At 55.7% G+C, this 23,928-nt stretch carries 22 protein-coding genes and 1 riboswitch; of the genes, 4 read left to right on the top strand and 18 right to left on the bottom strand.

Going from position 1 to position 23,928, the window contains the following annotated elements:
• Positions 1–98: 98 nt before the first annotated feature.
• From purD to purE, 12 genes are all read right to left on the bottom strand, one after another.
• The gene (gene purD / locus ACSFXJ_RS04655) at positions 99–1,370 is read right to left on the bottom strand and encodes a phosphoribosylamine--glycine ligase (protein WP_435924068.1); all 1,272 of its coding nucleotides are present in this window, start codon (positions 1,368–1,370) and stop codon (positions 99–101) included.
• A 353-nt stretch (positions 1,371–1,723) separates the two neighbouring features.
• The gene (gene purH / locus ACSFXJ_RS04650; protein WP_435924067.1) at positions 1,724–3,271 is read right to left on the bottom strand and encodes a bifunctional phosphoribosylaminoimidazolecarboxamide formyltransferase/IMP cyclohydrolase; all 1,548 of its coding nucleotides are present in this window, start codon (positions 3,269–3,271) and stop codon (positions 1,724–1,726) included.
• Between the two features lie 74 nt (positions 3,272–3,345).
• Positions 3,346–3,969: a phosphoribosylglycinamide formyltransferase gene (gene purN / locus ACSFXJ_RS04645; protein ID WP_435924066.1), complete on the bottom strand. Its 624-nt coding sequence runs from the start codon at positions 3,967–3,969 to the stop codon at positions 3,346–3,348.
• Positions 3,969–5,012, bottom strand: a complete 1,044-nt coding sequence (gene purM / locus ACSFXJ_RS04640; protein WP_435924065.1) for a phosphoribosylformylglycinamidine cyclo-ligase — start codon at positions 5,010–5,012, stop codon at positions 3,969–3,971. The genes purN and purM overlap by 1 nt, the downstream gene beginning before the upstream one ends.
• 324 nt (positions 5,013–5,336) lie before the next feature.
• On the bottom strand, positions 5,337–6,827 hold the full coding sequence (gene purF, locus ACSFXJ_RS04635; RefSeq protein WP_435924064.1) for an amidophosphoribosyltransferase: 1,491 nt from the start codon (positions 6,825–6,827) through the stop codon (positions 5,337–5,339).
• Positions 6,812–9,055: a phosphoribosylformylglycinamidine synthase subunit PurL gene (gene purL / locus ACSFXJ_RS04630; protein ID WP_435924063.1), complete on the bottom strand. Its 2,244-nt coding sequence runs from the start codon at positions 9,053–9,055 to the stop codon at positions 6,812–6,814. Before purL ends, purF begins: the two co-directional genes overlap by 16 nt.
• Positions 9,033–9,722 (bottom strand): phosphoribosylformylglycinamidine synthase subunit PurQ, encoded by a 690-nt coding sequence (gene purQ, locus ACSFXJ_RS04625; RefSeq protein ID WP_435924062.1) that lies wholly within the window; start codon positions 9,720–9,722, stop codon positions 9,033–9,035. Before purQ ends, purL begins: the two co-directional genes overlap by 23 nt.
• 3 nt (positions 9,723–9,725) lie before the next feature.
• Positions 9,726–9,971, bottom strand: coding sequence for a phosphoribosylformylglycinamidine synthase subunit PurS (purS, locus tag ACSFXJ_RS04620; protein ID WP_435924061.1), 246 nt, complete (start codon positions 9,969–9,971; stop codon positions 9,726–9,728).
• A gap of 45 nt (positions 9,972–10,016) precedes the next feature.
• Positions 10,017–10,928 carry a phosphoribosylaminoimidazolesuccinocarboxamide synthase gene (locus tag ACSFXJ_RS04615; RefSeq protein ID WP_435924060.1) on the bottom strand — a complete coding sequence of 304 codons (912 nt, stop codon included), beginning with the start codon at positions 10,926–10,928 and terminating at the stop codon, positions 10,017–10,019.
• Between the two features lie 80 nt (positions 10,929–11,008).
• Positions 11,009–12,310, bottom strand: a complete 1,302-nt coding sequence (purB, locus tag ACSFXJ_RS04610) for an adenylosuccinate lyase (protein WP_435924059.1) — start codon at positions 12,308–12,310, stop codon at positions 11,009–11,011.
• Complete coding sequence (gene purK, locus ACSFXJ_RS04605) at positions 12,307–13,539, bottom strand: 5-(carboxyamino)imidazole ribonucleotide synthase (RefSeq protein ID WP_435924058.1); 1,233 nt, start codon at positions 13,537–13,539, stop codon at positions 12,307–12,309. Before purK ends, purB begins: the two co-directional genes overlap by 4 nt.
• Entirely contained in the window at positions 13,536–14,042 is a 507-nt protein-coding gene (gene purE, locus ACSFXJ_RS04600) for a 5-(carboxyamino)imidazole ribonucleotide mutase (protein ID WP_435924057.1), read from the bottom strand. Before purE ends, purK begins: the two co-directional genes overlap by 4 nt.
• A 169-nt stretch (positions 14,043–14,211) precedes the next feature.
• A riboswitch (purine riboswitch) is annotated at positions 14,212–14,313 on the bottom strand.
• 310 nt (positions 14,314–14,623) lie between these two features.
• On the opposite strand from purE, the gene ACSFXJ_RS04595 reads away from it, so the two are divergent.
• Together ACSFXJ_RS04595 and ACSFXJ_RS04590 are read left to right on the top strand one after the other, a co-directional pair.
• Positions 14,624–15,358 carry an ABC transporter ATP-binding protein gene (locus ACSFXJ_RS04595; RefSeq protein ID WP_435924056.1) on the top strand — a complete coding sequence of 245 codons (735 nt, stop codon included), beginning with the start codon at positions 14,624–14,626 and terminating at the stop codon, positions 15,356–15,358.
• Positions 15,342–16,958 (top strand): hypothetical protein, encoded by a 1,617-nt coding sequence (locus tag ACSFXJ_RS04590; protein WP_435924055.1) that lies wholly within the window; start codon positions 15,342–15,344, stop codon positions 16,956–16,958. The genes ACSFXJ_RS04595 and ACSFXJ_RS04590 overlap by 17 nt, the downstream gene beginning before the upstream one ends.
• 731 nt (positions 16,959–17,689) lie before the next feature.
• On the opposite strand, the gene ACSFXJ_RS04585 is transcribed toward ACSFXJ_RS04590, so the two are convergent.
• From ACSFXJ_RS04585 to ACSFXJ_RS04570, 4 genes are all read right to left on the bottom strand, one after another.
• Positions 17,690–18,124, bottom strand: a complete 435-nt coding sequence (locus tag ACSFXJ_RS04585) for a universal stress protein (protein WP_435924054.1) — start codon at positions 18,122–18,124, stop codon at positions 17,690–17,692.
• A gap of 88 nt (positions 18,125–18,212) precedes the next feature.
• Positions 18,213–18,476, bottom strand: a complete 264-nt coding sequence (locus ACSFXJ_RS04580; protein WP_435925672.1) for a DUF1294 domain-containing protein — start codon at positions 18,474–18,476, stop codon at positions 18,213–18,215.
• 120 nt (positions 18,477–18,596) lie between these two features.
• Positions 18,597–18,734, bottom strand: a complete 138-nt coding sequence (locus tag ACSFXJ_RS04575) for a hypothetical protein (protein WP_435924053.1) — start codon at positions 18,732–18,734, stop codon at positions 18,597–18,599.
• Positions 18,735–18,821: 87 nt separating this feature from the next.
• Positions 18,822–20,945: a DNA topoisomerase III gene (locus ACSFXJ_RS04570; protein WP_435924052.1), complete on the bottom strand. Its 2,124-nt coding sequence runs from the start codon at positions 20,943–20,945 to the stop codon at positions 18,822–18,824.
• A gap of 292 nt (positions 20,946–21,237) precedes the next feature.
• Here ACSFXJ_RS04570 and ACSFXJ_RS04565 point away from each other — a divergent pair, with 292 nt between their 5' ends.
• On the top strand, positions 21,238–22,233 hold the full coding sequence (locus ACSFXJ_RS04565) for a ketoacyl-ACP synthase III (RefSeq protein WP_435924051.1): 996 nt from the start codon (positions 21,238–21,240) through the stop codon (positions 22,231–22,233).
• On the opposite strand, the gene ACSFXJ_RS04560 is transcribed toward ACSFXJ_RS04565, so the two are convergent.
• Positions 22,230–22,895, bottom strand: coding sequence for a hypothetical protein (locus ACSFXJ_RS04560; RefSeq protein ID WP_435924050.1), 666 nt, complete (start codon positions 22,893–22,895; stop codon positions 22,230–22,232). The genes ACSFXJ_RS04565 and ACSFXJ_RS04560 overlap by 4 nt on opposite strands.
• 181 nt (positions 22,896–23,076) lie before the next feature.
• Between ACSFXJ_RS04560 and ACSFXJ_RS04555 the strand changes: the two genes are divergently transcribed.
• Complete coding sequence (locus ACSFXJ_RS04555) at positions 23,077–23,289, top strand: hypothetical protein (protein ID WP_435924049.1); 213 nt, start codon at positions 23,077–23,079, stop codon at positions 23,287–23,289.
• A gap of 243 nt (positions 23,290–23,532) precedes the next feature.
• On the opposite strand, the gene ACSFXJ_RS04550 is transcribed toward ACSFXJ_RS04555, so the two are convergent.
• Complete coding sequence (locus ACSFXJ_RS04550) at positions 23,533–23,871, bottom strand: hypothetical protein (RefSeq protein ID WP_435924048.1); 339 nt, start codon at positions 23,869–23,871, stop codon at positions 23,533–23,535.
• Positions 23,872–23,928: the final 57 nt, after the last annotated feature.

Below are 23,928 nucleotides of genomic sequence, written 5' to 3'. Positions count from 1 at the left end.
CCAATACACCCGCAATTCCTGCCGCAAGGATAATCCGAACCATAAAAAAAGACCGCCCGGTAACGGACGGTCTAAAAGGACGCTTCCTCAAATCGAAATTATACCAAAGCCTTGGCAGCGATATCCGTACGGCTGTGCTTGCCTTCGAAGGTAATCCGATCGGCTGCGGCGTAAGCCTTAACCCGAGCTTCGGCGATATCCTTGCCGAGTCCGACGACGCCAAGCACGCGGCCGCCGTTCGTCACCCATTCGCCGGCTTCGCTCTTGCCCGTGCCCGCATGGAAGACGAGCGCATCCTTCTCCGAAACGCGGTCAAGCCCGTGAATCGGCAAGCCCTTCGGATAAGAAGCCGGATATCCGCCCGAAGCTAAAATGACGCAAACCGCCGCTTCCTCGCTCCATTCGATTTCAGCTTCTGCCAAAGTACCGTTCACCGCTGCCAGAAAAATATCCAGCAAATCGCTTTTCAATCGCGGAAGGACCACTTGGGTTTCCGGATCCCCGAAGCGTGCGTTGAATTCGATCGTCTTCGGTTTCCCTTCCGGCGTAATCATCAGCCCGGCAAACAGCACTCCCCGGAACGGGCGTCCTTCCTGAACCATGGCCTTTGCGGTCGGCTTGATGATCGTTTCCACCGCTTCCTCGATGATGCTGTCCGCAATATGCGGAAGCGGAGAATAAGTGCCCATACCGCCGGTATTCGGCCCTTTATCTCCGTCGTATACCTGCTTGTGGTCCTGCGCCGCCGCCATCGGACGCACGGTCTCCCCGTCCACGAACGCAAGGATCGACATTTCCTGTCCCGCCAAAAACTCCTCGATCACCACCTGGCTGCCGGACTCGCCGAACACCTTTTCCACCATGATTTTGCGGAGCGCCTCTTCGGCCTCCTCACGGGTAAACGCCACGGTAACGCCTTTCCCTGCGGCCAAACCGTCCGCCTTAATGACGATCGGCACCGGTTGGGACTGCAAATAAGCCGACGCCGCTTCATACTCGTCAAACTTTTCGTATGCGGCCGTCGGAATATCGTATTTTTTCAGCAGATCCTTCATGAACGTTTTGCTGCCCTCGATCAGCGCCGCGTTTTTGCGCGGTCCGAATACAGGAATGCCCTCGGCTTCAAAAGGGTCTACAATCCCGTCCACGAGCGGATCATCCGGCCCGACGACGACGAGACCCACGTTTTTCTCCTTGGCGAATGCGATCAGCCGATCGAATTCATGAACCTGAATCGGCACCAGCTCCGCAATCTCCCCGATTCCGGCGTTTCCCGGCGCACAGTAGATCGTCCCGGCTTTCGGGCTTTTGGCGAGCGCCCAGCAGATCGCGTGCTCGCGTCCGCCTCCGCCGATTACTAGAATATCCATGTACACTGCCCCTCCTTTTGCTTATCGAAATAACTAATTACATTCCGCTCTCCACACATGTTGCACATATTACAACAATTTCCCCCCGCTAAGCGACTCCTCGATCCCAAGGCTGCAATTAATACAACGTTTTCAGGCATATGAAGGGAAAACAGCTCAAACCGGCTCAATATGCTGTAAAAAATACAACTTTGGTGCTCTTACTCAGCTACTTTCAGGAAAAATGTTGTAAAAACTGCATCAATTGCTCACTTATTGCGCAATTAATCGCTCACTTCGGTCCTGCAGCGCACCTATGAAAAAGGCAGGCCGCCGCAGCGGTCCTGCCGTCCTTGCCATTTTTGAAAACCGGATTAATGTTTGAAGTGTCTTACGCCCGTGAACACCATGGCGATGCCATATTCATTGGCGACTTTGATCGACTCTTCGTCACGCACGGATCCGCCCGGCTGAATGACCGCCGTGATGCCCGCTTTTGCGGCTTCCTCCAGCGTGTCGCCCATCGGGAAGAACGCATCCGATGCGAGCACGCTGCCCTTCGCCTTGTCGCCCGCCTGCTCGATGGCGATCTTCGCGGCGCCGACGCGGTTCATTTGACCGGCCCCGACGCCGATCGTCATATCGTCCTTGGCCAAAACGATGGCGTTGGATTTCACGTGCTTAACGACTTTCCAGCCGAACAGCAGCTGCTTCAATTCTTCCTCGGTCGGCTTGCGGTCGGTAACGACTTGAAGCTCGTTGACGTTCAACGAGTGGACATCGTTTTCCTGCACCACCATGCCGCCGTCGATCGAAGTCACGACAAACTGGCTCTTCCGGCTGCTTGCGGACTCCAAGTTGCCCAGCTTCAGCAACCGGATATTTTTCTTCTGGGTCAAAATATCGAGCGCTTCCTGCGTGAATCCCGGCGCCAAAACGATTTCGAGGAAAATCTCTTTGAGCAGCGTCGCGGTATCCGCATCGATGATGCGGTTCGCGGCAACGATCCCGCCGAAAATCGAAACCGGATCGGCATCGTAAGCCTTGCGGTACGCTTCGTAAATACTCTCGCCAACGCCGACGCCGCAAGGGTTCATATGCTTCACGGCCACAACGGCAGGTTCTTCGAATTCCTTCACGATTTGCAATGCCGCGTTTGCGTCGTTGATGTTATTGTAGGAAAGCTCCTTGCCGTGCAGCTGTTCAGCTGTCGTCAATGTATCCGCCGCCGCGAGCGGCTTACGGTAGAACGCCGCCCTTTGGTGCGGATTTTCGCCGTAGCGGAGATCCTGGATTTTTTCATATGTCACGGTGAAGCGCTCAGGGAGCGGATCGCCGGTCACATTCGACAAATAATCGGAGATCAGGGCATCATAAGACGCGGTATGACGGAATACTTTGGCCGCAAGCCGTTTGCGCGTGTCAAGCGTCGTATCCCCGCTCGCGCGAACCTCCTCCAGCACGGTGCCGTAGTCGGCCGCATCGACAACCACGCTGACGAACGCATGGTTTTTCGCCGCAGAGCGCAGCATCGTCGGACCGCCGATATCGATATTTTCGATCGCGTCCTCATAAGCGACATCCGGTTTCGCGATTGTCTCCTGGAACGGATACAGGTTTACGACGACAAGGTCGATATAATCAAGACCCAGCTCTTTCATTTGCTCCTGGTGTTCCGAACTGTCCCGTACCGCCAGCAACCCGCTGTGAACGGCCGGATGCAGCGTTTTGACGCGTCCGTCCAAAATTTCCGGAAAGCCCGTAACCTCGGAGATTCCGATGACCGGAACTCCTTCCTTCGACAACAGGTTCTTCGTTCCTCCCGTCGAAATAATCTCCACACCAAGCTGTGACAACTCGCGGCAAAAATCCACGATACCCGTTTTATCCGAAACGCTCACGAGCGCTCTTTTGATACTCACGATTGGCTCCTCCTTTTAAATTGACGAATGATGACCGAATATTTCTCGGGAAATATCGACTGATCGTGCAGCAATTAGCGACTAACCGTAACCTTTCTGCCTTCCACGGAAATCTTCCCGTTGACGAACCAGGAGACGACTTTCGGGTACAATTCCCGTTCCGCCACATGGATTCTTTCCTCCAACGTTTCGATGGTGTCGCCATGCAGCAGCGGAACCGGCTCCTGGGCCACGACGGCCCCCGTATCCATGCCGCCGTCCACGAGATGGACGGTCACGCCGGTGACCTTAACTCCGTATTCCCATGCCTGACCGATGGCGTCTTTGCCCGGAAAAGCGGGGAGCAGCGAAGGATGGATATTGATCATTTTACCGGCGTAAGGCTCAACGAGCACCGGTGTAAGGAGCCGCATATACCCCGCCAAAACAATAAGATCCACCTGCCGGTTAGCAAGCTCCGCGGCGATTTCCGTTTCGTAATCCTCGCGCCGGCCGTATTCCTTCGGTTGAAACAGAAAAGTGTCCACACCTGCCTGCCGCGCACGTTCGACGACCCGCGCCTGCGGTTTGTCGCAGACGAGCAGAACGATTTCGGCATTGCCCAGCTTCCCCGCACGCAAAGCGTCGACCAGTGCCTGGAAATTGCTCCCCTGACCGGATGCGAATACCGCGATCCGGAATGAGGACCCGGCCGGCATCAGACTTCCGCTCCTTTAAACGTAACGATACGGTCGCCCTCCGTCACCCGTCCGATCACGTACGGCGTTTCTCCGGAAGCGCGAAGCGCCGACAATGCCGCCTCGGCGTCCTGCTCCGCAACGACAATGACCAGCCCGATCCCCATGTTGAATGTCGTAAACATGTCGCGGTTGCTGACGTTGCCCGTTTGCTGGAGCAGCGAAAAGATCGGCAAAATCGGCCACGTGCCGTAGTCGATTTCGACATTGACGCCTTCCGGCAGCACACGCGGAATGTTCTCGATGAAGCCGCCGCCGGTGATGTGAGCCATCCCTTTGACTTGCACCTTTTCCAGCAAGTCGAGCACCGGCTTCACGTACAGCTTCGTCGGCGTAAGCAGCACGTCGCCGAGCGCTTCGCCGCCAAGCTCGGGCAGGCGGTCCTGCAGCGCATGGCCGGCCTGTTCGAGCAGCAGCTTCCGCACGAGCGAGAAGCCGTTGCTGTGGACGCCGCTCGACGCGAGGCCGATCACGGTATCGCCGGCCTGAATCGTGCTGCCGTTCACGATTTTGCTCTTGTCGACGACGCCGACGGTAAATCCGGCGATGTCGTATTCGCCTTCGGCGTACATGCCCGGCATTTCCGCCGTTTCCCCGCCGATCAGGGCGCAGCCCGATTCATGGCAGCCTTCGGCGATGCCGGCGACGATGGACTCGATTTTCTCGGGCACGACTTTGTCGCAGGCCAAATAATCGAGGAAAAACAACGGCTCCGCGCCTTGAACCACGATGTCGTTCACGCACATCGCCACCGCGTCGATCCCGATCGTATCGTGCTTATCCATCGCGAACGCGATTTTCAGCTTCGTTCCGACGCCGTCCGTTCCCGAAACCAGCACCGGCTCCTCGTATTTATCCTTGTTCAAGCCGAACAAAGCTCCGAAGCCGCCCAAATCCGTCAGCACTTCCGGGCGGAACGTCCGTTTGACGTGCTTTTTCATCCGTTCAACCGCTTCATTGCCTGCCGCGATATCCACCCCGGCGTTTTTGTAAGCTTCAGACACGTGAGGACACTCTCCTTAAAGTTATTGGCGGATTCCGTGATCCGCAAAGTAGGTTTACACCTTATACCAGCAAATTAACAGGAAAAGCTCCTGCTAATTTCGCATTTCAACACTCCATAGAAACTTTAGTGGGAAAAACTCCCTCTAATTCGGACTACATAGCCCACTGAAGTCAAAATCGAGCAAAATAACAGGAGGTTTTCCGGTTGTTTTGCGAAATTGCGAGTGCAGGAGCAAAATAACCGGAGAAATTCCCGTTAAACATGCCGCCTTAAAGCAATTTATCGTTTCACGCCATGAAATACCTACGGCATGAACCAAGAATCAACATGTGCAGCCAAACTTCTCCTCGCCGTCGAAATCGGTCCGGGTCGGGTAATCGTTGTCGAAGCAGGCCATGCACAGGCCGCCTTTGTAATCGCCCTGGTTGTCTCCGCCCACGGCGCGCACCAAGCCTTCCGGGCTCAAAAACTCCAGCGAGTCCGCGTTGATCTCGCGGCAAATCTCTTCGACCGATTTGGACGAAGCGATCAGCTCCGCGCGGTCCGGCGTATCGATGCCGTAGAAGCACGGGTTTTTGAACGGCGGCGAGGTGATGCGTACATGCACCTCGGTCGCTCCCGCTTCGCGCAGCAGATTGACGATGCGCCGCGACGTCGTGCCGCGGACGATCGAGTCGTCGATCATGACGACGCGCTTGCCTTCCACCACGCGGCGGACGGCGCTCAGCTTCATCTTCACGCCCTGCTCGCGCAGCTCCTGGCTCGGCTGGATGAAGGTCCGGCCGGTGTATTTATTTTTGATCAAACCGAGCTCGTAAGGGATGCCGGTCTGCTCCGCATAGCCGATCGCGGCGGAGATGCTGGAATCTGGCACGCCGGTTACGACGTCCGCGTCCACGAACGACTCCTGCGCCATCACCTGGCCCATGCGCTTGCGCGCGGCGTGCAGGTTCGACCCGTTCAGATCGCTGTCCGGACGCGAGAAGTAAATGTACTCCATCGCGCACAGCGCCTTGCGTCCCGCCTCGGCAAAGCGCTCCTCGCGCAGCCCGTCCCGGTCCAGTACCAACAGTTCGCCCGGCCGGATGTCGCGGATCGTCTCCGCGCCGATCACCTCGAACGCGCACGTCTCGGACGAGAACAGATACGCGTCGCCGAGCCGGCCCATCGTGAGCGGCCGCAGGCCGTTCGGGTCGCTGGCGACGAGCAGCTTGTCGTTCGTCATCAGCAGGAAGGCGAAGCCGCCGACCAACTGACGGAGCGCGTCCTTCGCCGCTTCGACGAAATCCTTCGGCGACCGCGCGATCAAATGCGCGATCACCTCCGTGTCGCTCGTCGTCTGGAAGATCGACCCGCTTTGCTCCAGCTCGCGGCGGATTTTCGGCGCGTTGACGATGTTTCCGTTCGTCGCCACCGCCAAATCCCCGTCGCGGTATTTGAACACGAGCGGCTGCGCATTCGTCAACCGGCTGTCGCCGCTCGTCGAGTAACGCACATGGCCGATCGAACGGTCACCCGCAAGCGAGGCTAACCGGTCGCGGTCGAACACCTCTTTGACCAGCCCCATTTCGCGGTGATAATTAAAGCTCTTTCCGTCCGTAACGCAGAGTCCCGCGCTCTCCTCCCCACGGTGCTGCAAGGCATGCAAACCGTAGTAGGAAAGGGACGCGGCTTCGGGATGTCCGAAGACCCCGAAAACGCCGCATTCTTCTTTTAACGTATCGAAAATATCGCTCCGCCCCGTGCCCTCATTGTAATAATCTCCTGTCCAAAGGCTCTCCATTTCCAGCTTCGCCTTTACTTCATGAGACATGGAATGGTATCCTCCCAAACCTGTTTGAGCGTCTCTACCGATCTGTTCAATGCCGGGGTTCCGTTCACGCGAACGTTCAGCTCGCGGCCGCCCACTTGACCGATCTTTTGCACGGGCACGCCGTGCGTAGCGATGAAGTCAACCAGCTTTTCCGCTTGATCCGCGGATGCCGAAAGCAAAATCCGGGATTGGGATTCGCTGAACAAAGCCACGTCGGAACGGAGATCCGTATGGAAATCCACTTGAGCGCCAAGTCCGCCGCTGATGCAGGATTCGGCCAAAGCGACAGCCAGGCCGCCTTCCGCAAGATCATGCGCGGACCGGACCAAGCCGCCTTGGATCGCGCCAAGCACGGCGTCCAACAGTTTTTTCTCGACGTCAAGGTCAAGCTGCGGCGGACGTCCTTCGGTCACGCCGTGTACGACCGCCTGGAATTCGCTGCCTCCAAGCTCGCCGCGCGTTTCGCCGAGCAACAGGATCACGTCGCCTTCGGCCTTGAAGCCTTGGGTCGTGATATGGTCCGTATCATGTACCAGTCCCACCATGCCTACGACCGGCGTCGGATAAATGGCGCCTTTCAAGTTCTCGTTGTACAAGCTGACGTTTCCGCCGATAACCGGCGCGTTCAGCACGCGGCAAGCTTCCGCCATGCCGTCGACCGCTTTTTCCATCTGCCAGAAAATTTCCGGCTTCTCCGGGCTCCCGAAATTCAGGTTGTCCGTGATCGCCAGCGGCTCCGCGCCCGAGCAAACGATATTGCGCGCCGCTTCGCTGACCGCGATCCGTCCGCCGACTTCAGGGTCCAGGTACACGAAACGTCCGTTGCAGTCCGTCGTCATCGCCAGCCCTTTGCGGGTTCCGCGAATCGTGACCACCGCCGCGTCCGAACCCGGACGAACCGCCGTGCTGGTGCGGACCATATAATCGTATTGGTTGTAAACCCAAGCCTTGCTTGCCACCGACGGCGAAGCCAGCACCTTTTCCAACGCCGAGCCAAGATCGGCAACTTCCGCATAACGCAGCGTGTCGACCGAAGCGTTCTGCTCATAATAAGCCGGCACTGCCGACGGTTTATCGTAGATCGGGCATTCGTCCACAAGCGCCGTCACCGGCATATCACCGACCACTTCGCCGTGATGGAACAGCTTCAAACGGCCGTCGTCGGTCACCTTGCCGACTTTGGCGCAAATGACGCCCCAGCGTTCGAAAATTTCCATCGCCTGCGCCTCGTCCTTCGGCTCCACGACGAACAGCATCCGCTCCTGGGATTCCGACAGCATCATTTCGTAAGGCGTCATGCCTTCTTCACGTTGCGGCACCTGGTCGAGATACAGCTCCAGACCGTTGCCTGCCTTGCTTGCCATCTCCGCGCTGGAGCAGGTCAAGCCCGCCGCGCCCATATCCTGAATCCCGAGCACGATGCCCGTGTCGATCAGCTCCAGGCACGCTTCCATGACCAGCTTCTCCATGAACGGATCGCCGACCTGAACCGCCGTACGCTTCGCTTCCGACTCTTCCGTCAGCTCTTCCGAAGCGAACGTCGCGCCGTGAATGCCGTCACGGCCCGTAGGCGGACCCACGTAGAACACCGGGTTGCCGACGCCTTTGGCGACGCCGCGCTGAATCTTATCGTGGTCGATCAAACCGACGCACATCGCGTTGACGAGCGGGTTGCCGTCATAGCTCTCGTCGAACACCACCTCGCCGCCGACCGTCGGAATGCCGATGCAGTTGCCGTAGCCGGCGATCCCGGACACGACATGCTCGAACAAGTATTTGACGCGATCGCTCTCCAGGTTGCCGAAACGCAAGGAATTCAGCAATGCGACAGGCCTTGCGCCCATGGAGAAAATATCGCGGATAATCCCGCCCACGCCCGTCGCCGCGCCTTGGTAAGGCTCGACCGCCGAAGGGTGGTTATGGCTTTCGATCTTGAACACGACCGCCTGGTTGTCGCCGATATCGACGATTCCCGCGCCTTCGCCGGGACCCATCAATACGCGCGGGCCGTCCGTCGGGAAACGGCGCAGCAGCGGCTTGGAATTTTTATAAGCGCAGTGCTCGGACCACATGACGCTGAAAACGCCGATTTCCGTATAATTCGGTTTCCGGCCGAGGAATCCGCAAATCAGCTCATATTCGCTGTCCGAAACGCCCATCTGTTTGTAAATTTGCTGCTCCGCGATTTGCTCCGCATTCGGTTCCTTAGCGGACACTTGCTGACTCATGACGATCCCTCCATGCCTTTAATATCGAAGTAAACATTCTTTTGCCGTCTTCCGAGCCGAGCAGGCTGTCCACCGCGCGTTCCGGATGGGGCATCATGCCGACCACGTTGCCGGCCTCGTTCGAAATCCCCGCGATATCTTCAACGGAGCCGTTCGGATTGTTCACATAACGGAAAATGATCTGGTTATTCGCCTTCAATGTAGCCAATGTTGCATCATCGCAATAATAATTGCCTTCGCCGTGCGCGATCGGAATCGTGATTTCTTCCCCGGCCGCGTACTGCGTCGTAAACGGATTGTCGTTGTTTTCGACGCGAAGCACCGTGTCATGGCAGCGGAACTTCAGCGACATGTTGCGCCGCAGCGTCCCCGGAAGCAGACCGGCTTCGGTCAGAATCTGGAACCCGTTGCAGATGCCCAGAATGAATTTGCCTTGCTCGGCAGCCTTCGCAACTTCCGCCATCACCGGAGCGAACCGGGAAATGGCGCCACAGCGGAGGTAATCGCCGTAGGAGAAACCGCCCGGAACGAGAATGCCGTCGTAAGCGGAAAGGTCCGTGGCCGTATGCCACACATAGTCGACAGGCTGATGGGTAGTATCTTCCACCGCTTTGTAGCAGTCGATGTCACAGTTGGAGCCGGGAAATACGAGTACTGCGAATTTCATGCATCAGCCCTCCAATTCGAAGCGGTAATCTTCAACAACCGTATTTGCGAGCAGCTTTTCACACATCGCCTTGACCCGGGCTTCCGCCTCGAAACGGTCGCTGGTGTCCAGCTCGATTTCCATATACTTGCCGATCCGGACACTGTCCACTTCCTTGAATCCCATGGAATGCAGCGCGCCTTGAACGGCAACCCCCTGCGGATCGAGTACGCTTTGCTTAATGGTGACATAAACGCGAGCTTTCATCATTTCCCCGTGTTCCTCCTAGTAATGGATATATTTGAACTGATCTTGTTACTTGAGTTCTGTGCCTGTCAGCCTTTGAAAAATATCGCGGTAACGGCGCGTGGTCTCCTCCACCACCTGCGGCGGCAGCGGGTCGGGCTGGCTGTTCTTGTCCCAATCCGAGCCTGCCAGATAGGCCCGGACCGGTTCTTTGTCCATGCTGTCGATCTCAATATCGAGCGCATAATTTTCCCGGGCCCAGAAGCGGGAGGCGTCCGGCGTGAAAATTTCGTCGATGAGGATCAGCTCTCCGTCGATCAAACCGAATTCCAGCTTGCAATCCGCCAAAATAATGCCGCGCGCCTCGCAATAATCGCGGGCGAAGCCGTATAGCTCAAGGCTGCGGTTTTTCAGCCGCTCCGCGAGTTCGGCGCCGACCAGCTCGGACATGGCCGCAAACGAAATATCCTCGTCGTGGCCGACATCGTTTTTGGCCGCCGGCGTAAAGATCGGCTCAGCCAGCTTGCTGTTCTTGCGCAGCCCTTCCGGAAGCTTGATCCCGTTGATTTCGCCGCCGTTCTGGTACTGCCTCCAGCCGCCGCCGGTGACATACCCCCGAACGACGCATTCGATATCGATCCGCTGTGCTTTTCGCGTTACCATGATCCGGTTCCGGAGCGCTTCCTTATGCTCCTCGGGGATGATGTCCCCAAGAAGCTCGACATCCGTATGAACGACATGGTTGGCGATCAGATCCTTGGTCTGTTCAAACCAGTACGCGCTCAAGCGGTTCAGCACATTCCCCTTGTCCGGCACGGCCGGTTCCAGCACGTAGTCGAACGCGGAAATCCGGTCCGTCACCACGATCAGGTAATGCTCGCCGAGATCGTACAGTTCCCGGACTTTTCCTTTGTAAAGCAGCGGAGCCTTTACCAGCTCCTGCGCCGTGGAGATGGCCGTTGTGGAGATCGGTTTTGACATGATCACTGTCCTCCTCGTAACGCGGCAGCCGTGACCTTTTTCGTCGAACCCGCCTGCCGCTTCTTATTTGCTTTGCAAAATTACCCTTCGATCAATCCTAATCTGCGGAAAATCGTGTCGACATTTTTCAGATGCCATGCCGGGTTAAATGCATCATCGATTTCTTCCTTGCTCAGGACGGCCGTAATTTCCGGCGTCTCCTCGATAATGTCGCGGAATTGGCGTTGGGTCTCCCAAGCCTGCATCGCGCGCGGCTGCACCGTGTCGTATGCCTGCTCGCGGCTGAAGCCCTTGTCGATCAGCTTCGTCAAGACGCGGCCGGAGAACGGTACGCCGTACGTGCGGGCCATGTTGCGCTTCATGTTTTCCGGGAAAACGGTCAGGTTCTTCACGATATTGCCGAAACGGTTCAGCATGTAGTTAAGCAGCATCGTCGCGTCCGGCAAAATGACCCGTTCTACGGAAGAGTGCGAAATGTCGCGCTCATGCCACAGCGTTACGTTTTCGTAGGCCGAAATCATATGGCCGCGGATCACGCGGGAAAGGCCGGAAATGTTTTCGCAGCCGATCGGGTTCCGTTTGTGCGGCATCGCGGACGAACCTTTTTGCCCTTTGGCGAACGCTTCTTCCACTTCGCGGAACTCGCTCTTTTGCAGGGCGCGGATTTCGGTCGCGAATTTGTCCAGCGACGTGGCGATCAGCGCCAGGGTCGCCATATATTCCGCATGGCGGTCACGCTGCAGCGTTTGCGTCGAAATCGGCGCCGGGCTCGTACCGAGCTTACGGCAAACGAACTCTTCGACAAACGGATCGATATTGGCATAAGTGCCGACCGCGCCGGAAATTTTGCCGAACTGCACATTGTCGGCCGCACGGCGGAAACGCTCGAGATTCCGTTTCATTTCCTCGTGCCACAACGCCATCTTGAGTCCGAACGTCGTCGGTTCCGCATGCACCCCGTGCGTGCGTCCCATCATCGGCGTATCTTTATAGGCAATCGCCTTTTCCCGTAAAATTTCGATGAAATTGACGATATCTTTTTCCAAAATCTCGTTCGCCTGTTTCAGCAAATATCCGAGCGCCGTATCGACGACATCCGTCGAGGTCAAGCCATAGTGGACCCATTTGCGCTCCGCGCCAAGGCTCTCGGATACGGCCCGCGTGAAGGCGATCACGTCATGCCGGGTCTCCTGTTCGATTTCATAGATCCGGTCGATGTCGAAGGAGGCGTTCTGCCGCAGCAAAGCGACATCTTCCTTAGGGATCACGCCAAGCTCTGCCCAAGCTTCGCAAGCGCAAATTTCAACTTCGAGCCAGGCTTTGAATTTGTTTTCCTCGGTCCAGATGGCCCGCATCTCCGGTCTGCTGTAACGTTCGATCATTTATTCTGATTCCTCCAAATATTAGTTTGTTCTACCCATTGTAGACCGTTCCGCACATCGTCGCAAAGCAGATTGATATGTCCCATTTTGCGTTTGGGGGCGGAACCGCTTTTTCCGTACAAATGCACTTTGGGGATAACGCCAGCGTTAGCGCCTGTGCCTGTCTCCGTCGACGGCAATCCTTCACGCCCGAACCACTGCCCGGTAACGACCGCATCCGAGACGGCCTCCAAATGCTCGCCGAGCACATTGACCATCACGACCGGGGTCCGAAGGGCCGTTTCGCCCAGCGGCAGGTTGCATACCGCCCGGACATGCTGTTCAAACTGCGAAGTCGCGCAGGCTTCCATCGTATAATGGCCCGAATTGTGCGGGCGCGGTGCCAACTCGTTGACGTACAGCGTTCCGTCTTCCGTCAGAAACATTTCCACCGCGAGCAGGCCGACCGCTTCCATCGATTCCGCGATCCGCGAAGCGAGCCGCTCCGCTTCGCGCTGAATCTCATCCGCTACCCGGGCGGGAACGATGGACAAATGCAAAATATTGTCCACATGAACGTTCTCCGCGACCGGGAACGTCTTGATTTCGCCGCGCGGGCTGCGCGCCGCGATCACGGACAGTTCCTTCACGAACGGAATGAACTGCTCGAGCACGAGCTCCGTCCCCGCGCGGCTCAGCTCGGCATAGGCCTGGCCGATCTCGCTCTCCGAGCGGATCACCCATTGGCCCTTGCCGTCGTATCCTCCGGTCGCCGTCTTGAGCACCGCCGGCAGCCCGAGCCGCCGTACCGCCTCGCGCAAGGCCTCTTCGCTGCCGATCTCCGCGTACGGCGCCACTTGGGCTCCCGCCGCCTCGACCGCCCGCTTCTCCCGAAGCCGGTGCTGGGTCGTATAGAGGAGGCGGCTGCCCTGCGGCACGTACGACCGCTCTTCAAGCAGCGCGGCGACCTCCGCATCCACGTTCTCGAACTCGTACGTGATGACGTCCGCGCGCTCGGCTAGCTCGCCCGCGGCCGCCTTGTCGCCGTATCCGGCGACGATCTGCTCCGCGACCTGGCCGCAAGGCGCGTTCGGCGTCGGGTCCAGCGCCACGAACCGGTAGCCGAGATTGCTTCCCGCGAGCGCCATCATCCGGCCGAGCTGGCCTCCGCCAAGCACGCCGATCGTTCCGCCCGGCTTGATCACCGGTGCTTCGGCACCGCCTTGGTTGCGCATCGTGTTTTCGCTCATCCCAGATCCGCTCCCATCACCAGCTCGCTGCTGCTCTCCAGCACCGCGTCCCGCAAGCGGTCGCGCCGCTCCTGCAGCCGCGCCGCCAAGGCCGGATCGAACGCGCCGAGCATTTGCGCCGCCAGAAGTCCGGCGTTGATGGCTCCCGCCTTGCCGATCGCCACCGTTGCGACAGGAATGCCGCCGGGCATTTGCACGATCGACAGCAGCGAATCCAGCCCGTTCAGCGCAGCCGACTTCACCGGTACGCCGATTACCGGAAGCACCGTCTTGGCCGCGACCATTCCCGGCAAATGAGCCGCGCCGCCCGCGCCGGCGATGATCACTTTGATCCCCCGTCCGGCCGCTTGCTCCGCGAACTCAAACATTAAATCAGGCGTACGGTGTGCGGATACGACATTTTTTTCATAACCGATTTCCAGTTCCTCAAGAACCTTGCACGCATGCTGCATCGTTTCCCAATCCGAGCTGCTTCCCATGATGACGGCGACCTGTATCGACATGTTTCAACCTGCTTTCTATGATTTTTTTGCTTTCTTCCAAAAAATAAAGCCCGACCTTCACAGAGAAAACGGTTCTCATAGGGAAAGATCGGACCTGTCGGAGGAATACGCATGCTGACCGCGCTGTATTTGCCGCTGCCCTGAACACAAAACAAGCAAGTGCCCGGCCTGCCAACGCTGAATTCCTCGTAGTCCGGAAATTTACGGTTTCCGGGTAGAGACTGCCGGACCCTATTTCCGGCTATATACGAGATCATTTTTAATTGTCAGTGATAAAATTAATTCTATAGTAAGTTTACCAACTCCTCACTCTGCATGTCAACCTAAACACGAACATTCAAATCTCGTCGTTTTTAAACGTTCGCTTTTTATGGAGCTAAAACGTTGATTCGCCGCCTCGTTGATCTGCATGCGTACCAAAAATGGGAAGAACGTATTACTCGTTAACCTATCTCAAGCCACCCTACCTTTTTCCCAAATCGCAAGGAACATGGTACCCTTTTTCTAAAGATCGCGACACCATGTTCGGTTACGTTCGTATTAACAAAAAACAGTTGCGAAAGAAGGAGGATTTCTCACTCGTGGAATTGATTCTGGAGAACATCGCCAAAAGCTTTGGAAGCAAAAATGTGCTGCAAAACGCCGGGTTTACGTTCGAAAAAGGGAAGATTTACGGTCTGTTGGGGCGAAACGGCGCAGGGAAGACGACGCTTTTTAACGGATTGAGCGGGGAAACGAAGCTTGACGGCGGCAAAGCATGGCTGAAGGAGGGCGATACGGCCCGCGATCTTCGCGAGGAGGATATCGGATATGTTTATTCGCTGCCGATTTTGCCGGAGTTTCTTACAGGTTACGAGTTCGTCAAATTTTTTATGGACATTAACCAGGACAAACTGCAGCCGGACCATCGCATCGACGATTACTTCGAAATGATGAGAATGACGGAGGAGGATCGGCATCGTCTCATCAAAAACTACTCCCACGGCATGAAAAACAAAATCCAGATGCTGCTGTTCCTGATCACGAAGCCGCCGGTCATCCTGCTGGACGAACCCCTGACCTCGTTTGACGTCATCGTGGCCCTGGAAATGAAAAATTTGCTGCGCGAGATGAAAAAGGATCATATTCTGATCTTCTCCACGCATATTTTGCAGCTCGCTTCGGATCTATGCGACGAACTGGTCATTTTGAACAAGGGCCGGTTGTCTTCCGTGCCGCGGGAACTGCTGGGCAGCCCCGAGTTCGAACAAAGCATCATCGAGCTTTTGCAGGATGAGGATGCAGGGGAGGGAATACCGGATGCTTCGAACGCTTAACACGATTCTCAATCTTCAGGCATCCTCTTTTGCGAACCGGTTGATCTATTATGTTCAAAAGCTGCCGTTCATCGGCAAACTGGTCGGGGATAACGCATACTCCAGATTGGGCCTGAAAAGAGCCGGAGCCATAGCGGCCTTCCTCCTGACAGTATTGTGGGGTTTTCTGGCAGGTATGCTCTACGTGGGCCTCGTCATTTATTATCCGGTCGTCGCCTTGGGCAATGAAATGTCGCCGGAACGCCAATTGGACATCTTTTGGCACATTTTCTGGTTCATTACCTTTATCGTGGCCGGCGTTTCCAATGCCAAGGTGCTCGAACCGAAGCGCGGCAAATATATTGCGGTCAAGCTGATGCGGCTACCGGCAACGAGATATATGCGGGCGACGTTGAGTTACAAGTATTTTACGTATTTCGTCTACTTGCTGGCTGCCGTGCTGCTTTTCTCATCGCTGCTCGGCGCGCCGGTCCTGCAAGGCATCGCCCTGACGGCAGCCGCCGTCTTATGGCGTATCTTCTGCGAATATGTTCATTTATGGCTGTATCGGAAAACGGGGAATGTATTGATCAAAAACAACCTTGTCGTCTGGTCCGTCATCTTCATCGGATACGCGGCCGCCTACACCCCGCTGCTGCTTGATTCCGTTCCGGCTTGGGGCGCGGCGTTAGCCACGGCATTGCCGTTTTCCTTTGTTTGTCTCGTGTTGGGAATTTGCGCCTGCGTGCTCCTCTTCGCCCGGACCGATTACACGGATGCGGTCGACGCGGCGACCCGGCGCGATGACCCGCTGCTCGACCTCGGGCGGATGATGGCCGAAGCCCAGAAAACGTCGGTCCAGGCGAAGGACAGCGATTACTCGGCGGAGGCGCTGAGCGTTGGCGGGAAATCGTTTGAGGACAAGGAAGGTTACGATTATATCAACGCCATCTTCTTTGCACGGCACAAAAGCTTGATCCGGCAACCGCTCTACAGGCGGTTGGCCATTCTTGGGGCCGCTGGAGCGGCGATGCTCCTGACCGCCATCCTGTTTCCGGAGCAGGCAGCCTTGATCCCGTCCAAAATGGGAGCGCTGTTGCCGATCCTTATCATTATTATGGCTTTCTTCACCGTCGGGGAAAATATATGCAAAGCGATGTTCTTCCACTGCGATCTCAAACTGCTGCGGCAGAGCTTCTACCGCCGGGATGCGGCAAAACACTTCCGGATTCGCTTGGGCAAAATGCTGGGCATGAACCTGTTCCTCGGTGCCGCCCTCGCTTTGGTTTTGACCCTGGCGGCCGTCGTCGCCGTAGGTTTCCAAGCGGATGCCCAGCTCCTGCTGCTCTGGATCAGCACGCTCTCGCTCGCCGTATTTTTCTCGGTGCATCATCTGTTTTTGTACTATATATTCCAACCATATACGACGGAGCTGAACGCCAAAAACCCGTACTTACACATCTTTAGCGGGCTTGTCTCGGCCGTCTTTATCATCGCCCTCAACCTGAAGCCCGGCCCGGCCGTCTTTTCCGCCATCGCGGCGGCTGTATCGCTGCTCTATCTCGCGGCCGCGTTCGTGCTCGTGCGCAGATATGCTCCGCGTACGTTCAGGGTGAAGTGAGCGGCGGTGGAATGGGACCGAAAGGGATGAATGGTGTGGGAGTGCTTGTAAGTCTGCGGAGGTATCGGAAGTGTGCGGTAATGCGGTAAGTGTGCGGTGATGCGGTAAGTGTGCGGTGATGTGGTAAGTGTGCGGTGATGTGGTAAGTGTGCCTTAAGGATGCGGTAAGTGCGGTGTGCGCTGTATGTGCGGTGTGCGCGGTGTGCGGTAAAGTAGCTTATATAATGTATTTGGTTTATGTGAATGCTGGCGTATACGGTGGTATGAGGTGTAGTGGCCTAATTGGCGTAGGTGCGTGTCAGCTATGAGTAATTGTGGGATGTGTTGCGTAGGTGCCGATTGCGGTGATACCGAGGGATGACTGTTGCGTGTTAACCGTCTTATACGATTAGCCACGTAACCGTTATAGCCGCGGTGCACGAGCCATGCCTCTTGAGCTTGCATGCGCAGCGGAATGCAAAAAAAATAAGGACCATTTTGACCCTTATTCGCCCCACGGAGTCTGATTTGCAAGAAATAGAGGAAAAAATGTCCCTTATTTACCGCAAATCAGCCAAAATCACATGAAATCAGGCCTGATCCTCGTAAATAAGAACTAAATTTACCGCTATTTTTAAGAGTATAGCCGAAAACAGAGCAATAAGGACATTTTTGTCCGCTATTTCCTCCCGATCGGCCGCAGAGCCTCGATAAACAAAAAAAGAACGCCGTCCACCGGCGTTCTTCTTGTTTTATTTCACGACCAGCACCGGAATGCGCGCATGCTGGACGACGTTGTGGCTGACGCTGCCGAGGACGAACTCGCGAATTCCGCCGAGCCCGCGGCTGCCGATCACGATCAGGTCGGCTCCGTTTTTGTTCACGTAATCCAAAATCGATTCCGCCGGAGCTCCTTGGATCATTTCCACTTTTGCCGTCACGCCGGCTTCTTCCAGGCGGCTTTTCGCTTCTTGGACCGTTTTTTCGGCCAGTTCGTAAAAATCCTGATTCACCTTGGCTGGCACAGGCGCAAAGCCTTCTGCGACATAGAAGCGCGGAAAATCGAACACGTGCAGCACTTCAAGCGTCGCTCCCGGAGCTGCCTTTACCAGTTCAACTGCGCGATCCAGCGCCTTGTTGGCGGCTTTGGAACCGTCATAGGCGGCAACTATTTTAGAAAACAACATGGGAAAGCCCCCTCTTCTCTAAAAAATGCGTACCATGATACCCATATTAAACCGCGGAAGCCCGGAATGAAACGAAACCTTCAACCGGTCAGGTTAAAAAATAGCCGTACAGCACGGCGTTCAAAAGCAGCAGCAGCGGAATGCCGATCCGGAAACTGGCATGTTTCGTCTTGTGCCGTTTCACGTTCATGGCGACCAGCACGCCCAAGGCCCCGCCGATCGCTGCGAGCAGGAACAGCGTTTTTTCCGGAATGCGCTCTTTTCTCTGCTTGGCGCGGCGTTTGTCGTCGGACATGACGATGTAGGCTACCACATTTATAAAAATAAACCAGACCGCTAGACCCGTTCGAATGTGATTCGCCTCCCCCCGCAATCATCCTAAAAGCACCGGCCTTCCTGACTCCATTATACCGCTAATCCCGGCATTTAAAAAGCTCCCCTGACGGGGAGCGTCCTGCGGTAACGGATCTACTCAGGATTCTTCTTTCGGAATCTCGTTCAGGTTCGGCGGATATTCACGCTGCTTTTTCGGGTTTAGCGCTATTCGCTCTTCCTTGATACTGGAACTGTTTTGCCGGTTCTGGGTCTTTTCCGCTTTGTTGTGCGGCACGAGCATCACCTCCGGTTATAGCATCCCGTCCGGTTTTGCCTTTTATGCGAAAAAATGGACGGGGCTGCCTCAAAACCACCCTTCCCTCTACTCGCCCTTTTTCTCCAGCGCCGCTTTCAGCAGCTCGCCCAAATTCGAGCCCAGCGTTTCCTGCTTCGCATACTGCTTGACGAGCTTTTGCTGTTCCCGCTTGTTGATGTGCTTCGAGTCTTTGTTGAGCGTTTCCGTAATGCCGCAAGGCAAGCATTGCACGTAAAGGCCGGCCTTGCCTTCCTTCATCTCCATCTTTTTGTGGCACTGCGGGCAGCGGCGGTTCGAAAGCCGCTTTTCCCCGGAACGGCGATAACCGCAATCTTCGCTCGGGCAGACGAGCAAAAGCCCGCGTTTGCTCTTTTTCTCCAACAGCCGTGTGCCGCAATCCGGGCAGTGGCTGTTCGAAACATTGTGCGGCTTGTACGAGGCTTCGCTGTTTTTGACGCCGCGCACCAGCTCCACCGTCATTTCCCGGATGCCGCCGAGGAACGGGTCCGGCTTGCCCTGGCCGCGGGCGATCCGCTCCAGCTCCCCTTCCCATTTGGCGGTCAGCTCCGGTGAACGGAGGTCGGCCGGAGCGAGCTCGATCAGCTGCTTGCCTTTGCCGGTCGGATGCAGAAGCGATCCCTGCCGCTCGATCGTGTCGGAGCTGACCAGCTTCTCGATGATGTCCGCGCGTGTCGCCGGCGTGCCGAGGCCGTGCTTCTCCATCTGCGTCAGCAAAGCTGCCTCCGTGTAACGCTTCGGCGGCTGGGTCCGTCCGCTCAAAAGACGGCATCGCTTCACCGTAACCGTCTGGCCTTGCGAAAGCTCCGGAAGCTGGCTGCCGCTCTCTTCCTCGGCATCCCCATCTTCGTCGTCCTCCACGGCTTGCCCGTCATAGACCGCTTTCCAGCCGCTATCCTTGACCGTCACGCCTTTGGCATGAAGCTTTTCCCCATCAACCTCAACCACGACCGCAACGTTATCAAATTTGGCCGGCGGGTAGAATAAGCTGATAAAACGACGAACAATCAAATCGTACAGCTTGCGTTCCTCCGTATTCAGCGCATTCAGCAGCACCGTCTGCTCCGTCGGGATGATCGCATGGTGATCGGTCACCTTGCTGTCGTCCACGATCCGCTTACTGACAGGCAGAGGCTTGCGCAACAACGGTCTGGCGAGCGCAGCGTAAGGGCCGACGGCTACGCTGGTTATGCGCTCCTTCAAGGTATCGACCATATCGCTCGTCAAATATCTTGAATCCGTGCGCGGATAAGTAACCAATTTGTGCTGTTCATACAGACGCTGCAGCACGCTTGACGTCTGCTTGGCCGAAAAGCCGAGGAAACGGTTGGCGTCCCGCTGTAATTCGGTAAGGTCGTACGCTTGCGGATGCGGAACCTGCTTCTCGCTTTTGGCCAGCTTGACGATTTTTCCGCTGCGTCCTTCCAGCTTCCGCTGCAAGCTTTCCGCCTGATCCGCCGCAAAAATGCGGGCATCGCCGCCGCTTCCGCGCCATACCGCTTCGAACGAGCCCAGATCGACCCGGATTGTATGATACTCTTCCGAACGGAAGGACATAATTTCCCGCTCCCGCTGCATAATCATGCCGAGGGTCGGAGTTTGGACGCGCCCGGCGGACAGGGGCGAGCCGAATTTGCAGGTCAGCGCCCGCGTGACGTTGAGGCCGACCATCCAGTCCGCTTCCGCCCGGCAGCGAGCCGATTGGTACAGCCGGTCGAATTGGGCGCCCGGTTTTAGAGCCGCGAAGCCCTCCTTGATCGCCTTGTCCGTCTGGGAGGAAATCCATAGCCGTTTGAACGGCTTGTTCCATTTGGCCATGTCCATGATCCATCTCGCCAAAAGCTCGCCCTCCCGGGCGGCGTCCGTCGCTACGATGAGTTCCCCGATGTCCTGGCGGCGCATGAGCTGCTGTACCGCTTTATATTGATGGTTGCTTTCCCGCAGCACCTTCAGCTTCATTTTTCCGGGGAGAATCGGCAAATCCTCAAGTGACCATGTACCGTACTTTCCGTCGTAATCCTCCGGCTCGGCCAAGCCGACCAAATGCCCCAGCGCCCAGGTCACGACATATTTAGGACCTTCAAAATGGCCTTTATGCTTATCGCGGCTGCCCATGACCCGGGCGATTTCCCGGGCAACAGACGGTTTTTCCGCCAATACCAGCGTTTTCATAAATAAACGTACACTCCTTTCCATCCTCCCCATTATACCATTCCTTGGCGGATGATTCTTGAGGATATGATCAGGGGTATGCTGTATAAGAATTGTCATCGCCTTCAAAAAGCCAGACCGCATCGATATCGTTTTTTACAGAGATACCAGGTAGCCGGCGCTCCAAAACTGACGCTTTCTTGAAATTTAGGATAAATGCCGCTTGGAAAATGAACGCAGGGATGATATATTGATTTTAATACCAGGTACTAATACCAGATGATAAAAGCCCGTAAGAGGAGCGTGATTCGCTATGAAACTTCCATCAAAAGCCCGTATCACTGCGTTAGGCACTTATGTACCCCAACGGATCCTTACCAACGATGCTTTGGAGAAGCTCGTCGATACGAATGACGATTGGATCGTCCGGCGAACCGGTATCAAGGAGCGCCATATCGCCCCGGAAAATGAGTTTACTTCCCATTTGTGTATCCGGGCGGCGGAAAGATTGCGTGACGACTATAACGTCAGCCTGGATAATGTCGATCTGATTATCGTTTCGACAACGACGCCGGATTATTCTTTTCCCTCGGTAGCCTGCCGGGTCCAGCAGCATTTCGGCATGGAGAATGCCGGTGCAATGGACCTGAATGCAACTTGCGCCGGTTTTACGTATGCGCTTCATACCGCGAACGGGATGATCACCGCGGGGTTGCATAAAAAGGTACTGGTGATCGCCGGAGAAACGATGTCCAAAATTACGGACTACACCGACCGCAGCACCTGTATTCTTTTCGGCGATGGGGCCGGCGCGGCGCTAGTGGAAGCGGATCCCGACCAGCCCGGATTCGAGTCGCACATTCTGGGGACCCAGGGAAGCGGAGGTATCCACGTATACCGCTCCGGGCTGTCGACGCATATGGACGGCGTCCCTCTTCCCGGCGAAGAAGGCCGTATCGTCCAGAACGGGCGAGAAGTGTTCAAATGGGCGGTACGCACCGTGAGCGCAGGGATCGACAAGCTGCTTGAACAATCCGGACTGACGCTGGATGATATCGACTGGTTCGTACCGCACAGCGCTAACCTGCGAATGATCGAATCGATCTGCGAAAATTCGGGCATGCCGCTGTCCAAAACATTGCAAAGCGTTCAGGATATGGGCAACACGTCCTCCGCTTCCATTCCGCTTGCCCTCCAGTCCGGCCTGAACTCCGGGCAGGTCAAACCCGGCGACCGGCTGCTCCTGTACGGCTTCGGCAGCGGGCTTACCCATTGCGGCCTTATCGTCCGGTGGGGGGAACGCGTTTAATTGAATTCCCGCAGCAGCATATACGAATATCTGTATTTGCTGAACGGGTATTTAAAGCTGAGCAGCAGTCCAGCGTCTTCGATGGACACCGATTTGAGCGCAGCCGTTCCGATTCGCTGGCGCACAAGGCGGGCCGCGGCCTGCCGGTCGTTCCGGCGAATCGCCCTTGCCAGGGCCGACCGATAACGCGGCCGGCAGGAGATTGCACGGTAATAAGGAATCAGCGCCCGCACGATAAGCCGGTGTACCTGCGGATTAAAATGAAATCTCACCTTTCCCGGCGGAATGGTGATTCCGCAAGAATAATACGATCCGCCATCCTCGAACGATATGAAATATCCGATCCCGTTCGTGCCCATCCCGCGTTTGGCGAGCCTTGGCGACACCGCGCACGCCAGTTTCTTCATCCGGTCCAGATCGGCACCGGTTACGGCTTTGCTCCACAGGACCGCATATTCCGGGCTTGCAGCGACCGCTCTGGAGAACGGCAGCATCTCCCGCGCCACCCGGCGCAGCAGTCCCGCCGTCGGATGCTTTGTTTTTATCGGCTCGATCTTTCTCGGTCCGCTTGGTCTTTCCTTTCTTCCCTTTTTCCCCGGGCTTCTCGATTTATAGGGATCCCGCCCGACTATCCTGCATCTGCAAGCTCTTAAAACCGTCATTCGTAGTCTCTCCCTTCCGAAAACCGTTTTGCTGGCTTTATCCATCGTATGCTTGAGCCTGTATTTCCGGGTGGGCTCCATATCCGCGTTCGCTGGACAAACCGGTTTGTTTGTTGATATGCTAATCGCCAGAGTAAGTAGTAGTAGAAAACATCATTCATAGAAGGGATACCGAAACGTCATGCCGACGATCAGACGCCTTTTGACCGAACAGGATTTCCAGGAAGCGGTGGACCGCAAGCTACGCGTCCGCGTTTTCAGGGACGAGCATATGGTCGATAACAATACGGTCATAATCCGTTTTACCGATGACACGATCATCACCCAATCCGGAGTAAGCGAGCTGACTTACCATCCGCGCCGGGACAGCCAGTTTTTTGAGCTGAGAAAATGAGGATTTTAAAACACCCGAGGAATTTAAAAAGGCTCCGGATCTTTAGGAATGATATTTGATAAAACATCATCCGCAAAGAACGAAGCCTTTTTTTCAAAAAGGAGACTTGAAGAACGGCGAGCCTGTCAATGTTCAATCAAGTCATTATATATGTTTTTGTATCTTGTTTTCATGGATTTATCCATATTGCCCATCGAATACGCGATTACATCCTGTAATTAAGTATCTAATTCCATTAACAACTCATTCATAAAGTTTAGGACTAACATATCCTCCTTGCTCATACCAAATTGTTTCATACTGATTCGAATATTTTGCCTGTTTTCCGTTTTTTTTAATTGCGGAATATATATTTTCGAAGCTCTTTTGAGTTTGACAAAGTCCGATAAAGTCATCCATTAATTGCTCGTCTTCCTCGGTATATGAACAATCCATCATTCTCCATATCATCCTTTGCCAGAAAGCAGCATGTTCCCTTAATGCTTTTCTGTAGGAATAACTCCGGATCTGACTAAATACTCTGCCTTTTTCAGCCACAAATCCAACATAGAGAATTTCTCCGTAAATCGAATTTTTGGTCATGTCCCTTTCTCCTAACGAAAAAATATCTTAACGCTAGATTTGTGGTTTTCAACATAA

Origin of the sequence: Paenibacillus salivarius (assembly GCF_051307165.1) — a bacterium.
Lineage (GTDB): Bacteria > Bacillota > Bacilli > Paenibacillales > Paenibacillaceae > Fontibacillus.
The sequence above is the reverse complement of the archived record's forward strand: the minus strand, read 5'-3'. Positions and strand labels throughout refer to the sequence as shown.